13 protein-coding genes and 1 riboswitch are annotated in these 15,146 nt (G+C 40.8%); of the genes, 6 read left to right on the forward strand and 7 right to left on the reverse strand.

Going from position 1 to position 15,146, the window contains the following annotated elements:
• The first annotated feature begins 25 nt into the window (after nt 1–25).
• The 3 genes from ACRWQN_RS16640 (at nt 26) to ACRWQN_RS16650 (ending at nt 3,833) form a co-directional block, all read left to right on the forward strand.
• Nucleotides 26–1,288, forward strand: coding sequence for an NRAMP family divalent metal transporter (locus tag ACRWQN_RS16640; protein WP_434938946.1), 1,263 nt, complete (start codon nt 26–28; stop codon nt 1,286–1,288).
• A gap of 194 nt (nt 1,289–1,482) precedes the next feature.
• Nucleotides 1,483–1,947 carry a DUF1456 family protein gene (locus ACRWQN_RS16645; protein WP_434938947.1) on the forward strand — a complete coding sequence of 155 codons (465 nt, stop codon included), beginning with the start codon at nt 1,483–1,485 and terminating at the stop codon, nt 1,945–1,947.
• Between the two features lie 197 nt (nt 1,948–2,144).
• Complete coding sequence (locus tag ACRWQN_RS16650) at nt 2,145–3,833, forward strand: NAD-dependent malic enzyme (RefSeq protein WP_434931273.1); 1,689 nt, start codon at nt 2,145–2,147, stop codon at nt 3,831–3,833.
• Nucleotides 3,834–3,916: 83 nt separating this feature from the next.
• Here ACRWQN_RS16650 and ACRWQN_RS16655 read toward each other — a convergent pair whose 3' ends face one another.
• Complete coding sequence (locus tag ACRWQN_RS16655) at nt 3,917–4,345, reverse strand: DUF3069 domain-containing protein (RefSeq protein ID WP_434938949.1); 429 nt, start codon at nt 4,343–4,345, stop codon at nt 3,917–3,919.
• A gap of 72 nt (nt 4,346–4,417) precedes the next feature.
• Nucleotides 4,418–4,960, reverse strand: coding sequence for a phosphatase PAP2 family protein (locus ACRWQN_RS16660; protein ID WP_434938950.1), 543 nt, complete (start codon nt 4,958–4,960; stop codon nt 4,418–4,420).
• 214 nt (nt 4,961–5,174) lie between these two features.
• Here ACRWQN_RS16660 and ACRWQN_RS16665 point away from each other — a divergent pair, with 214 nt between their 5' ends.
• Nucleotides 5,175–7,058 (forward strand): diguanylate cyclase, encoded by a 1,884-nt coding sequence (locus tag ACRWQN_RS16665; protein ID WP_434938952.1) that lies wholly within the window; start codon nt 5,175–5,177, stop codon nt 7,056–7,058.
• 147 nt (nt 7,059–7,205) lie between these two features.
• Here ACRWQN_RS16665 and ACRWQN_RS16670 read toward each other — a convergent pair whose 3' ends face one another.
• Nucleotides 7,206–7,985, reverse strand: a complete 780-nt coding sequence (locus ACRWQN_RS16670) for a substrate-binding periplasmic protein (RefSeq protein WP_434938954.1) — start codon at nt 7,983–7,985, stop codon at nt 7,206–7,208.
• Between the two features lie 165 nt (nt 7,986–8,150).
• Between ACRWQN_RS16670 and queG the strand changes: the two genes are divergently transcribed.
• Entirely contained in the window at nt 8,151–9,335 is a 1,185-nt protein-coding gene (queG, locus tag ACRWQN_RS16675; RefSeq protein WP_434940689.1) for a tRNA epoxyqueuosine(34) reductase QueG, read from the forward strand.
• A 337-nt stretch (nt 9,336–9,672) separates the two neighbouring features.
• A complete protein-coding gene (locus ACRWQN_RS16680; RefSeq protein ID WP_434927024.1) occupies nt 9,673–10,587 on the forward strand; it encodes a LysR family transcriptional regulator in 915 nt (304 codons plus the stop codon).
• Nucleotides 10,588–10,621: 34 nt separating this feature from the next.
• Here the strand turns inward: ACRWQN_RS16680 and ACRWQN_RS16685 are convergent, their stop codons facing one another.
• The 4 genes from ACRWQN_RS16685 to ACRWQN_RS16700 form a co-directional block, all read right to left on the reverse strand.
• Nucleotides 10,622–11,362, reverse strand: coding sequence for an HDOD domain-containing protein (locus ACRWQN_RS16685; protein ID WP_434927025.1), 741 nt, complete (start codon nt 11,360–11,362; stop codon nt 10,622–10,624).
• A gap of 162 nt (nt 11,363–11,524) precedes the next feature.
• Entirely contained in the window at nt 11,525–13,519 is a 1,995-nt protein-coding gene (locus ACRWQN_RS16690; protein ID WP_434938956.1) for a TonB-dependent receptor family protein, read from the reverse strand.
• Nucleotides 13,520–13,640: 121 nt separating this feature from the next.
• Nucleotides 13,641–13,835, reverse strand: a riboswitch (cobalamin riboswitch).
• Nucleotides 13,836–13,968: 133 nt separating this feature from the next.
• Nucleotides 13,969–14,634: a hypothetical protein gene (locus ACRWQN_RS16695; protein ID WP_434927027.1), complete on the reverse strand. Its 666-nt coding sequence runs from the start codon at nt 14,632–14,634 to the stop codon at nt 13,969–13,971.
• Between the two features lie 160 nt (nt 14,635–14,794).
• Nucleotides 14,795–15,094: a DUF3622 domain-containing protein gene (locus ACRWQN_RS16700; protein ID WP_226413615.1), complete on the reverse strand. Its 300-nt coding sequence runs from the start codon at nt 15,092–15,094 to the stop codon at nt 14,795–14,797.
• Between the last annotated feature and the right edge of the window lie 52 nt (nt 15,095–15,146).

The following is a 15,146-nucleotide window of genomic DNA, read 5'->3' on the forward strand; positions in this document are numbered from 1 at the left end:
TGAACAATATACTTAAATGGTTTTTATGCTAAATCAACAATTGGTTCCGATTTCCACACTCTCTAAAATCAAGATTTTGTTTAAAGCAACAGGTCCTGGTATTTTAATGGCTGCAGCAGCTATTGGTGCATCACATCTTGTGGCATCAACCCGTGCGGGGGCTGAATATGGTTGGCAGTTAGCCTGGTTAGTATTGGCGGTAAACATGGTTAAATATCCCTTTTTTGCTGCTGGAGCGCGTTATACCGCAGCAACGGGTGAAAGCTTGCTAGAGGGTTATTTACGCCAGGGACGCGGTTATTTGTGGCTGTTTACTGGGCTCAATACTATTGCCGCCGTCGCAAGCACTGCGGGAGTATGTATGTTAACCGCAGCAATGCTGACTCAATTTATTCCACTCTCTATTGATGTATTAGCCTTAATAGTATTAATCACTTCATTGGTATTGTTAATTGTCGGCCATTATAAGTGTCTGGATAGCATCACAAAAATCATCATGTTTGTACTGACTACCAGCACATTAATTGCCGTGTCATTGGCTTTCTCCAATCAATGGGGTAAGCCGGTAATCACCTCTTCTGCTGATGCATGGCAATGGGCTAATGTAGGTTTTTTAGTGGCTATGATGGGCTGGATGCCTGCCCCTATTGAAGTCAGTGCATGGAACTCGCTGTGGTTATTAGAAAAGCAGAAGAGCCAAACGGTAACCCCCAAACAAGCCATTTTCGATTTCAATTTAGGCTACATCACCACCGCAATCCTCGCGCTGGTCTTTTTGGCATTAGGTGCATTAGTCATGTATGGCTCGGGCGAGCAGTTTTCAGACTCTGGGGCTCAGTTTGCCAATCAATTAATCACTTTATACAGTCAAGTCATGGGCGAGAACTCCCGCTACCTTATTGGCATTGTGGCGTTTTTATGTATTTTCAGTACCACTGTGACCGTGATTGATGGCTATAGCCGTACCCTCAATATGGGTTGGCAGCTACTCACTAAAGCGCAAGACTCGCCTAAAAGACTTAATATGATTATGTTGCTAATGAGCGCTTTAGGCTTAGGGTTAATTTTATTTTTTAAAGGTGCGCTGCTGCCTTTATTAGAGTTTGTTATGATTTTAGCTTTTATGACCACAGTGATATTTGCATGGCTTAATTTTCGTTTAATGACCAGTAAAACCTTAGCGCCGAAACACCGTTATGGTAAGGCAATGGTCGGCTTATCTTGGTTTGGGCTACTGTATTTAGTAGGCTTTGCGATAGTGTTTATTTATTGGTATGTCACCAAATGATCGCTTCACAGAAATGAGTAGCGATAACACAAAACGTTACCTTAGCTATTAAGCCGGTTAAAAATAAAATCCGCCAAACGGCAACAGAGCAACTTATAGCACACGAATAATCTGACGAATTAAAGATTAATCGCTATAATATACTTCAGTCACGTGACCTAAACTATTTATGCGCAGCCGCGCCAGAGAACCTTATGATTAACAATGATATTCTTCGCCGTATTCGTTTTGTTTTTGATTACTCAAATGCAAAAATGATCAATATTTTCAGCCAAGCCAATGCCGAAATCACTTCAGATGAGATAATCGCGCTACTGAAAAAAGAGGAAGAAGAAGGTTATCAAGCTTGTAACGATAAATTAATGTGCCAGTTTTTAGATGGTTTTATCATCAAAAATCGTGGTTTAAAGCCTGACGCTGAAGTACCTACGCCTTTAAAGCAGCTAACCAACAACCTTATTTTTAAGAAACTACGGGTCGCATTAGAAATGCGCGAAGACGAAATCATTGCCGTACTAGCCTTAGCTGATTTTGCGATGTCTAAATCTGAATTAGGTGCATTGTTTCGCAACCCTGAACACAAAAACTATAAACCCTGTGGCGATCAAGTGTTGCGTAACTTCGTTAAAGGTTTGTCAATTAAACACCGCGGTAAATAAGATTAGGCTCAATAAAGCCTGTTATACCCTATCAATGCACAGCTAGCGGCTGTGCATTTTTGTTACTGGCGAGTAATTCAAACAACTGCTTCATAAAAAAAGTGTGAAATTCATCACTTAACAGACCACAATACATATTAGTCATGTTAATCTATCCTTTAACAAACCTATCAAACAACACACAAAAAAGGTTACCCATGGACGATACTAAACGCCCACTCTATCTTCCTTTTGCAGGTCCAGCCATTCTTGAATCTCCGCTGCTAAATAAAGGCACTGCCTTTACTGAAGATGAACGTATTTCATTTAACCTTGAAGGCTTGTTGCCTTGGGTAATTGAAACCATTGATGAACAGGTCGCACGCGCATATCAGCAGTTTACTAACTTCACTAACGACTTAGATAAACATATATACCTGCGTAATATTCAAGACACCAACGAAACGCTATTTTATTCATTGGTGCGCAACAACATCAGTGAAATGATGCCGATTATTTACACCCCAACGGTAGGATTAGCCTGCGAGCGCTTTTCAAAAAACTATCGCCGTAACCGTGGGTTATTTATCTCTTACGAGAACAAAGATCGCATCGACGACATTTTGAATAATTCGACTCGTCATAAAGTCAAAGTCATTGTTGTCACCGATGGTGAACGTATTTTAGGTTTGGGCGACCAGGGTATTGGTGGCATGGGTATTCCTATTGGTAAGCTATCACTTTACACCAGCTGTGGTGGTATTAGTCCGGCTTACTGTCTGGCGGTTACATTAGATGTAGGTACTGATAACCCGCAACTACTTGATGACCCTATGTACATGGGTTGGCGCCATCAGCGTGTTGGCGGTGATGACTATAAAGAATTCGTAGAAGCCTTTATGCAAGCGGTTAACCGTCGCTGGCCAGATGCATTAATTCAGTTTGAAGACTTTGCCCAAAAAAATGCCATGCCTTTACTTGAGCGCTATAAAGACAAGTACTGTTGTTTTAATGATGATATTCAAGGCACTGCTGCGGTTACTGTCGGTTCATTGTTGGCTGCCAGTAAAGCCGCTAACACTACACTAAGCCAACAACGCATTGTGTTTTTAGGTGCAGGCAGTGCTGGTTGTGGTATCGCTGAAGCTATTATTGCCCAAATGGTCTCTGAAGGCATCAGTGACGCGCAGGCTCGATCGCAAGTCTTTATGGTTGATCGCTGGGGCTTATTACTCGACAACATGCCTAATCTATTACCTTTTCAAAGTAACTTGGCACAAAAAACAGCCTTGGTTGATCAATGGCACAACTACAGCGACAATGTCTCGTTGCTCAATGTAGTTAATAACGCTAAACCGACAGTGTTAATTGGCGTATCGGGTGCACCAGGACTATTTACTGAAGATGTGATTAAAGCCATGCACAGCCATTGCCCACGTCCAATAGTATTTCCATTGTCTAACCCAACAAGTCGAGTCGAAGCAACCCCAAAAGATATTTTAAACTGGACATCGGGCCAGGCGCTTGTGGCAACAGGTAGCCCATTTGAACCAGTTGTAGTCAATGGTGAAACCTTTGAAATAGCCCAGTGTAATAACAGCTTTATTTTCCCAGGTATTGGTCTTGGGGTATTATCTTGTGGTGCAACCCGCGTATCTGATGAAATGCTAATGGCTTCTAGCCGCGCACTGTCTGAATGTTCGCCATTGGGTACAATGGGTGAAGGTTCACTGTTGCCTAAGCTTGAAGATATTCATAAAGTGAGTAAGTACATCGCTTTTGCAGTGGCTAAAGTCGCAATTGACCAAGGTTTAGCCCTACCTTGTACTGATGAGTTACTGCAACAAGCCATTGATAATAACTTTTGGCAACCAGAATATCGTCGTTATCGCCGCACTGCATTTTAATCTGTGCTTGAATAATGATGTAAAAAATCCCAGTAATGAATTACTGGGATTTTTCTTTTAATCAAGTAACTGATAAAAAATGCTTAATCTGCCATAACCTTTTTGAAGCTATTAAGCATCACTCTATCGGTTCGGGCTTTTTTCAGCTTGCGTAAACATTCTTTTAACGACTGCTCAGCTAAACGGCCAAAAATACCATCGTATTCGTTATTGTTCATCTCTTCTTCTGTGTCATTGCTGTCGGCAATCTCTTGCGCAACACGACTCAGCTGCATCCAAGCATTAGCAATATAAAAACCATGAAACTCAGCCTGCGAAATAAGCTTTTGAGCACTGGCAGGCAATTTGTCCCAGGCATTGTTAAACGATTGTGCTTTGTCAGCAAACAACTCTTCAAACAGGCCGTCATAGGCTTCTATTAAGCTGTCAGGTAGTTGATCCATGGGTAGCACTTTATTGGCTACATTATAAGATACCTTTTTAGCGGTATCTCTATAGGTTTGTTCAACCATGATTACACCTTATATTCATCAATATTAGAATTTAAATTAGAGTTATAATTTGAGTTAGCGTTTGAATTTAGATTAAAAACGTCCACTAATATACACACCATAAGTGCCATTATAAGCCAGTGGCACCACGCTAATATTTTCATAAGGATCAGTAAAATACCAACCCGCTACAATGCCAATGGCCGCCCCAGCAAGCACATCTTCAACATGATGCTTGTCGCTGGCAACACGAGTATAAGCAACGTATGACGCAACCACATAGGACGGTACACCATATTCCCAACCATAACGTTGATTTATAAATGTTGCTGCAGCAAAGGTGTCCGCTGAATGCCCAGAGGGAAATGAGTCATCATCACTGCCGTCAGGTCTTTGCTTATCAACGCTTAACTTGAGTGCTTCAACCACTAAGCGGCTTGAAATACCTGATTTAGCTAATTGCCAAGCGCCTTGATAATCATCTTCTATCATTAATGTCGAAGCTAATGCTACTGCAGGTAAAGCAAAATGTAATACATCACCAGAGGTTTCAAGATCACCTTCAGCTTGGCTAGGTAAAGACACAACCAATAACAATATCGATAGCATTACAGATCTAATGATTCTTATCTTCATCTTTACTCACTTATAAATGACAACAACGATAACCGCGACGTTATACGCTGCAAGCCCAGATAATGCAAATACTGTTACCGTTTAAAATAACAAGTAGCACGTCTGTTATATATTTGTTATTTATATCTATAACCGGCTATAATTCAAACATTGCAGGAACAATAAACATCATGTTTTTATTGTTACATAAAACAAAAATAAGTGGCCTGTTATCTTGAACAAATATCGCGAGAACATTCTTAGCATTTCAATTTTGCTAACAACACTACTTTTATTATCTCCAGCATGGGCTGAGTATTATGATAATGCTCGGGCGGATGAAATCTATCAAAAGTTTGAGCAAGTAGATTATAAAGATCAAAAAGAAGCCGATGCACTGCTAAAAGAATATAAACAAATTATCGCTGCTGACGATGATGTACGCCAAAAACTGTTTATCCGCCAAAATTGCTGGAGCCGACCATCAGAAACCAATGAGCAACTAGCCAAAGCTATTGAGTATGCTCAACAGCAATTACTGATCTATTCAGACCCATACCCTTCTGAAATTCACACTGACTTACTGCTATGCTTGGGTTATTACAAAAATTATGCAGGACAAACCGAAGGCGCATTTGCTGATATATCATCCGCCGTTAGCAGCGCATATGAGCTAGAAAGCCCAAGACTAATCGCTGATGGACGCAGTATTCGCGGCTCAATGATGTCATACCAAGGTAACTACAACGCAGCCTTAGAAGATTTGATTACCGCACAACACCTTTATGAAAAGCTAAATCTAACATACTGGGCGAATGAAACCTTAAATGAAATAGCCACCAGTTATCGCCGTTTTGGTGATTCAGAAACCGCACTTAAATATCAAATAAAATTAGAAAAAATGTACATAGAGTCTGGCCAGCTTATGGAGGCTGACACCATTAATGTGCAAATAGCATTTTCATTAGAAGCACTGGGGAAAATTAATGAGTCCACTGAACGCTTTTATCGATCGTTAAAGTACTGGCAATCAAAAAAAGATAAGGTCGCCATTGCAGGCACCAAAGTTAATATTGCTGGCAACCTTATTTTACAAGGTCAAATAGATAAAGCGCTCATGTTACTTAAGGAAGCAGAACCTGATGTTCCGTTAGAATATGAGGGCCCACATAGTTTTATGTGCTTGTATTTTGCTCAAGCTTACTTAGTAAAAAATGAGTTAGATAAAGCGATTGAATACAGCAAAAAAGCCTCCATTGATTTTACCCGTGGTGCAAATAAACGTGGTGAAACTCAAAATCTGCGCTTATTAAATGATATTTATCTCGCCAAAGGTGACATAGCAAATGCGCACAAGGCATTAAGTGATTTTGTTGATATGCACTTAATCTTAGACAAACAAATCATGTCCGATAAAAACGCTGAAATGCAAACCAGATTTAATACCGACAAAGTACAAAATGAAAATGAGTTATTACTTAAAGCGGCTAGCGACAAAGAATTGCAACTGCAAATAATGCAACGTAACGAGTCAATGCAAATTGTGATCATTATCTTAGTGGCCATCATCCTAATTATCGTTTCAGTATTTGCTTACAAGCAGGTTAAACGTAAGCGGACTTATCAAACCCTTGCGTTAACCGATGAGTTAACCGGACTATCTAACCGCCGAGATACCTATCATCAAGGTGAGCTTTTTATTAAGCAAGCAAAACAAAGTGGCAAACCTTTTTCTGTAATTTCGTTTGATGCAGACCATTTTAAGCAAGTGAACGATACCTTAGGTCATGAAGTTGGCGACAAAGTATTAGTCAAGTTAGCAGCCTTAACGACGGGCATGATGCGAGAAAACGATGTTGTTGGTCGTGTTGGCGGTGAAGAGTTTTTAGTCTTATTGCCTAACATCTCACACACTATCGCACTGGAAATTGCCCAACGTTTAATAGACTGTATTGCTAATTATGAGTGGAGCCAAATATCACCAGAATTACATCAAACGGTTAGTGCGGGAGTGACGAGTTTAACCAATGAAGCCGAACTGTCTCCATTGTTACTTAAAGCTGATCATGCACTGTATAGTGCCAAAGCTGATGGTAGAAATTGCGTTAGAAGTGCTTAAAACCTATTGATTTTATTATATTTAAGATAAGTGGCTGAGTTGGATAATGATTTAATCCAAGGAGAAAGTTTATTACTTTTAGTTATAACGCACAGAAAGTGCTTACAAAGTAGCAAGCAGCTTCAAAAACTGTATTAAGGGGTTTAGTTAATTATTCACGGTAAATAACTTTGGCTCATTAGGGTGCAAGTCAGTTTCAAACCACTTTTGATACAAAGCAGTATATTCTGGCGTTTGCATAAATTGACTTAATGCCTGATGCCATTGTTGAATAAGCGCTGGTGAAGTACCGTCAGAAAAGGCTAAATATATCGCTAAATCTTTAATTTTATATGCCATTCTTACATCAGACTTACGCTTACCAATTTGATTAAGTGTAAACGGCACACCAAAATCAGCCTGACATAAAAAACGAACCCTAGACAACACTAGCTGTTTGACGCTTTGGTCAGGATAATTTGCCACAGCTAATTGACTTATATGCGAGTCTTTAAGTGTCTGCTGACAATCACCTTCGCGGTATACCCCTATGTCCCCTTGATTCGTTAGGTCACTCAAATTATCTAACTTGATAGGGTCATCCTTAAGTACAAAAATCCCCATACTTCCTTCAGCAATTGGCCCAATAAATGAAAATCGACTTTCTCGTTGATGATTCTTGGCCATGGCAATTAATAAAACATTTTTTTGAGATTGACCTAGCAAATTAGCCCGTGCCCAAGGTAAAAAAACTATCGGATCTGTTCTAGATAATTGTAACTGCAGCACTTGAATTAACTCAATAACGTAACCCGTAGGTTGATCATTAACACGATAACTCATCGGTGCCCAATCTTCTGCGACGATCATCAAGGGCTCAGCGGCAATTGATTGTTCACACTTAATGCAAACTAAAGCCGCTAATAACACATAAAAAAGTTGCTTCAATGCCAACCCCCACTCTTTTATACAATATCTTACACATAAAAATAAGACCGAATTTTCCCAATGAAAAAATCTATAGTCCATTACAGATAGCGTATAATCAACGGCAAGATTACTCACACCTAATGATTTACCATGGCCGAATCGACTGCGCTACTCAATACTGACATGCCCAATACTGTACTAAGTGTAAACCAACTTGCCGAGCTTGCCCGAGAAATTAAGCAATGGGGTAAAAATTTAGGTTTTGCACATATTGGTATCGCAGATGTTGACCTATCAGCACACGAAGCTGATTTGCAAGCATGGTTAGATAAAGGTTACCACGGTGATATGGGTTATATGGCTAACCACGGCATGATGCGTGCAAGGCCAGCAGAACTTCACCCTGGTTGTATTAGAGTGATTAGTGCACGCATGGATTACCTGCCACCTGATGCCGGGTTTGCCAGTAACTTAACTGACCCTAATTTAGCTTATATCTCACGTTATGCCGGTGGCCGTGACTACCATAAACTCATGCGACAACGGCTAAAACAGCTTGGCGAAAAAATAGCATCACACTGTCAAAGTCTTGCGTTTAATGACACCGACTTTCGCCCTTTTGTCGACTCTGCGCCCATTTTAGAAAGACCTCTAGCTGAAAAAGCAGGCTTAGGCTGGACAGGCAAACACTCGCTAATTTTACATCCAGACGCAGGCAGCTGGTTTTTTCTCGGCGAATTATTAATTAACTTGCCTCTGCCAACTGATGTCCCTATTAAAGACGGCTGTAATACCTGTGTGGCCTGCATCAAGTCTTGCCCAACAGATGCGATTGTCGCCCCTTATGTTGTTGACGCCAGGCGCTGTATATCCTATCTCACCATAGAATTACAAACTGCTATTCCGGAAGAGTTTAGACCCTTAATTGGTAATCGAATTTATGGTTGCGACGACTGCCAGCTAGTATGCCCGGTTAATGCCAAAGCCCCACTTACCCAGGAAACCGACTTTCATACCCGGGCAAAACTAATACAACCTGACTTACTGAGTTTATTTGCCTGGTCAGAAAGTGTATTTTTGTCAAACACCGAAGGCAGTGCTATCCGCCGCATCGGCCACAAACGCTGGCTACGCAACATAGCCGTCGCCCTAGGTAACGCTCCCGCAAGCGATGATATTATTGCCGCACTGACTCAAAAAGCTCAAACAGATGAAGTAGATGCATTAGTCATTGAACATATTGAATGGGCCATTAATCAGCAGCAAGTAAAGCTAGCGGAACAAGCGCTCGCCATAATAGAACCGCTAAGCCGCAAAACCCAACGGGTTATTCGCAGTGTTCAAAAAGGGCTGCCAAGAGATGCCTAGTTTCAGAGAGTGTGTGAGTATAGTTTTACTAGCAGTAATGAAATAATCATGCACTACTCGGCTAATTCCAAACTCAGCTAACTCCAAACTTGCTCATCCCAATCTTACCAGCTCCCCCTATAAAGCCAACTTAAGTGCGCGTTACCCAACAAAGCGCATAAAAGCTAAACTCGTAATTTTCATACTACTTTTCTTGTGGGCGAACAGATTATTGTTGCCTTTGTGTAAATAAATTACACAGGCGTCTGGACGTCTAGAAGTTTATTGTGCTAACCTGCTACCAAGTAATCGAATTGATTTCATCGGTAAGTTGAGTAAGTTTCATGTGGAGTGAGCAATGATAGAACTTAGACACCTTCGCACCTTAATGGCGTTAAAGGAAAGTGGCAGTTTAGCGGGTGCAGCTAAGAAACGTTTTGTAACCCAATCGGCTCTTTCTCACCAAATTAAAGAATTAGAAACCCGCATTAATTCATCTATTTTTGTTCGTAAAAGTAAACCGCTCACCTTCACCCACGAAGGTGCCCGTTTACTTAACCTTGCTGAAGAAATTTTGCCAAAGGTGATTGCGACAGAATCTGATTTGAAGCGTGGATTAGAAGGTGAAAATCAACAACTCAAATTAGGCATTGAATGCCACAGTTGCTTTAGATGGTTAATGCCTGTTATTGAAGCATTTAAGCAACACGCACCCGATGCACAGATTGATATTTCAAGCCGTCATCTTTTCGACTCCCTTAATGCGCTTGAAACTGGCGGATTAGACATAGTACTCACTTCTGATCCTGTACCTGGACATACTTTGGCGTATCAGCACTTGTTTGATTTTGAGGTTAAATTAGTGGTTGCCAATAATAATCCATTGGCTAAGCAAGCTTTTATTAGCCCTGTACATTTAGCCAAACAGACATTATTGACATACCCTGTGCCGCTGACCCGTTTAGATATTTATAAGCACTTTTTAGAGCCAGCTGGGATAGAAATTGGTGAACAAAAACAATGTGATTTAACCTCAATGTTATTACAAAGAGTAGCCTGTAATGATGGGGTTGCTGCGCTGCCTACATGGTCAATTAAAGAAAGCCAGGGCTTAAGCTTAACCTCATTACCATTAGGCGCTGAAGGCTTAAAACGACCATTGTTTGGAGCCTATAGACGTGATGCCACCAATGCTAACTTAATCCAGAAATGGTTAGAATTAGTGGCACAGGAAGGGTTGGCGCTGCAAAGATCGAGTCTAACTCAGGCCTAACACTTCAAAGGTTTAGCACCACTCAGGTCTGGCGCTATAGGGGATTTATCAACAAACCTCTTTTCGACAAGACTCTACGCAAAAGAAGCCCTGCTGAGTCAGGGTTTTTAGTTTGTTGTAAGTTATGCGCAATCATAAACTCAATACGCAAATCATCATCTAGACCTAAAGATTCAAAGGCTTCAATTGAAAGTGTTTGCTGATGGTTGTCAAGTAACGACTTAATAACCCGCAGTGATACGGGGGTTTCTTGCTCGCTGTTCAAGTAAGCAAAAGCGGTTAAGGCGATAACCTGGCCAAACACACTAAACAGTGCCAAGGTTTGCATTTCATCGGCGTCAATTTTTAGGCCGCTACCCTTTTCGGTTTCTTGACGTAAAAGCGAAATAGAATCAACCGCAATTAACTCGTTCAATTTCCAATAACCATGGATCAACTTTTTATAAGGCTCGGCAAGACCATCTAAACGTTCTTTTAGATAGAACGAAAATGCATAACGATAAATGTTAACCTGACCAAGACGAATTAGCGCATCTTTAATGCTGCGATTCTTAGTTGATATAAGCCCTGCCGTTTGCGCGGTATTACTGCGCATAAGTAAGTGCCCTGCTAATGCGGGATCATCTGACACAATATCAATCACAACTCTGATATCAGCTTCATTAATTAGCGCTTTTTTTAGCGGAATAAGAATGCCGCGACGGCCAATGACTTGATCTTCATTACCAATAATTGCCCTAACTTGAGTTAACACTCTTTGCTCAAGATCCGTCATACCCCATTGTCACCTTATTATTAAATCGAAATTTGTATTTAGGCTGTTAGCAAAACCATAGCATAAAAAAGCCAACAAGAAACTTGTTGGCTTGATAAAGTATAGTTACTTTGTGATTTAAACCAATAGCATTTAAGCCAGTGTGATTTAAATCAGCAAGATTTAAAAACGATATCCTGCGGTTAAACGTAAGTTACGCCCATCGCCTGGATAAAAGCCACTTCCCCATGCCGAATAGTAACCTGCGCTGACATACTCTTCATCAAGTAGATTGTCAGCCCGTAGGCTTGCAGACCATTGCTGGTATGTGTAATTAACAGCAATATTGGTCAGAACATAGCTATCTAATTTAGGGTCAACGTTAGCATTGTCACCTTCAATAAAGCGCTCACCAGTGTATACACCTTCAGCAAATACTTGCCAATGATTAGCAAAATCATAACTCACATAACCGCGACCATTGTGTTTGGCCACCCAGGATAAAGCCTTACCTGCATTCTCGCCTTCAGTAAACTCGGCATCAATATAGTCATATGCAACACCAAGCATTAATGCAGGACTAAGCTGAATATCATAATCAGTACTGACACCATATCGACGCGATGCATCGGCATTAATGTTAGCGCCATTGAAAACACCACCGACTGGTTTTTCAGCACTTGGATCCCAGACAATTTCATCTTCTAAATCAAGTTGAAACAGATTAATTTGTAGATTATGAATATCGTATGCATAGTCCCAACCCGCTTCAAATGATCGCCCTAGCTGCGGCTTTAAGCCCACTGTACCTGGTGAGGTATAAGCCTGCTCGTCCACTTTAGCAAAACGGAAGTTATCATCAGCACGCACATACAAACGATGTTCAGTATTAGGGCGATAATTTAAGCCCAGTTCAAATGCATGTGCATCCTGGTCTAAATCAATGCCATTAGGATAAATATTCCCATCAACCAGGTCATCCTCAGCTTCTGCATAACGACCGCCAACCACATAGGATAATGAGGTTGTCAGTGGCACAGAGGCTTGAATATAAGCACTGCTTTGGGTTTGTTGATTACTTCTACCAAAGCTAAATATCGACTCACCTAAATTGTAATCAATACCGGTAATGATATTTAGTTCGCCACTTTCGACTTGATACTTAGCAACCGCTTTAGGTGAAATAGACAATAAAGTACGATCATTACGGCCTGAACTGCCCCATTGCAGGCTGGTATTATTACTGTCGGTATAACTGACATCGGCACCTAAGGTCCAGGTATCAGTAACTTGATTGTGATAACCCGTGCGCAGTGCTGTCGTCATGCCATGAATATAATCGCCTTTATTCCAAGGGTTAGATTGGCGTGGATTTTCTTCAAGTTGCTCTTTGGTTAACGCACCTGGGGTTTGACGATCATTATCAAAGTAGTTTGCTTCAATATAAAAATCTTCTTCAAGGGTTTTATATTGTAAACGGCCTAATATTGAGCTGGTTTCATTGGCATTATCATCACGATAGTTGTCCGACTCGTTATACTGACCCGCTAAGTAATATTGCCAAGCATCATTAATTGCCCCAGCAACATCACCCTTTGCTTCTAAAGTATCAAAACTACCTGCCGACAGAGCTAAGCTACCACCATTGCTAGTAGGCGCTTTAGTGATAATGTTAATCACACCGCCTACAGCTTGATCGCCGTATAACACCCCTGAACTGCCAGATAATATTTCTACGCGCTCAATTTGATTAAGCGAAATGGCGCTGACGTTAGGTGCGGCAATATCGATATTATTAAGACGACGTCCATCGACCAAAATAAGGGTATTATTTGCCGCTTGTGAGGCAGTAAATCCACGCATAGAAAAAACCGGGCCAGTATTGTTATTGGAAACCTGAATACCACTATGACCACGCAATAAATCACCCAAATTGGTGGCGCCGCTCATTTGAATTTCAGCGGCATCAATGACATTAACGTTAGCTGCAATGTTAAGTGGTGTTTCTGCACGGCGGCCAATAATCACCATGCTCTCTTCTTGCTGCACGATATCATTAGTTTGAGGGTCAGCTTGAGCGATAGATTGAATTTCATTTGCAGATAGACACAAAGAAAGACTCGAAAGTCCCAGAATAGCGCTTAATGATAAGGCTAGTTTTGTTGGATTAGTACCCATTTACCTTTAACTCCTGAAAGGGAAAATGGGGCAATTACGTCGCAATAAAACGCTTTCAACATCGAATGAATAAATCGAATCAAAAATAGCTTATTACATTTTAAGATCTGCCCACCGAAATCTTAAAATCATCTTTAGGGCCGGTCTCCGGACTGAGGTATTTTGTATGAACTATTTATTCAACAAACAAATAATGCCATCGTTACACATTATCTTAACCTTTCACCGTTGCGGGGGCAGTATCAGCTTTTCACTGATTTCCCGATTATCCATAAGCTCATTTAAACGTTATGGCACCACAAAAGATTGACTAGTCATCATGACCATAAAATCGCGCCGATTATACGGATTAACAGCTAAATTAGATACAGGCAGGGAGAGCTACGGCAGGAATTGAACATTAAAAATATTCAGCATTCACAGTCGTAGCAATCAAAGATATGACAGACTTAAGGGTTAGCCATAAACTCGCGGTAGTTGTTGGCATCAAGCGGGGGTTGGTTTTCTCTGAACACAGCTACACGTATCGATTTATGGATAAGATAAAGATCTTGGGAGCCGCTAACCACAGTAAAGTAGCCAATTTCACCTTTGGGAATAGTGGAAAAATCTTTTTCAACAAAAATGGAGGCATGATGAATATTGGGCATGACTGTGCACCCCAAAATACCATGCACCGCATCTAAACCTTCCACTTCTGATGTGCCTAAAACGGTGTAAACGACCTTGCCTTCGCAATGTTCTTTATAGGTATCGGCCATTCCATCAAGAAATTTTTGCGGTTCAATGTCATTAGCTAAGCCTTTAAAGCCTTGCATACACACAAGGCCGCTCCAATCATTTAGCGATTCATTGGCTGGAATGAATTCAGCCATAAACATCTCACCTTGCATTTCACTGAATGCCAATTTCCAATTCAGCGGAGGCAAGAAACCAAACTTTGAGGCAAAGTCAGTTAATTGCTGCACATCCTTTGGCATTTCAACTTTACCAAGGCTTTGGTTGTCATCGCCAAACAGCGTGTTTATTGAAGAGAACGGTTTTGCAAAAAGCACAGCACAAGGGACTAGACAAGCTAGCCCCAGCCAAAGCTTTATTGCAGTAAACTGTTTCATTTCATACATCCTTTTGTAAACATTCACCAACATCCTTTGATGAGGCTATTTTAGATATCAGTCAAAATAACTATGCAATTGTGCACTAACTATATATCACAACAGCTACTTTTTGAAACTTATCTTTAACAACTCGTTGTATAAACAAATACTTTGATGACTAACCTAACTCTTCATCATAATCTTGAGTATCTGCTTCAGTTTCACTTGATTCTGCTGCAATGGCATCTGCCAAGGTTTTTGCTTTTAGGTGTTTAGCCGTTTTACGCTTATTACGATCAGCTTGTTTGCTTAAAAAGCCCTTCAATGCTTCTTCGCCCCATGCTGTAGCTTCAGCTTCTGTTGCAAAACCATCATGACTTTTCGATACTATCGTTTTAGTCGAGGTCATACGACGAGTGATTTCTGTTTTCCAGCCATTGTCAGCTTGAAACACGCGAGACTCATACTTTTTACTCATTTATCTATTTTTCCTAGTGAATTAACGCTTTAACAGGCATTTAGCCTAATTT

The organism is Shewanella sp. HL-SH8, from assembly GCF_051165765.1.
Taxonomy (GTDB): Bacteria; Pseudomonadota; Gammaproteobacteria; order Enterobacterales; family Shewanellaceae; genus Shewanella; species Shewanella glacialimarina.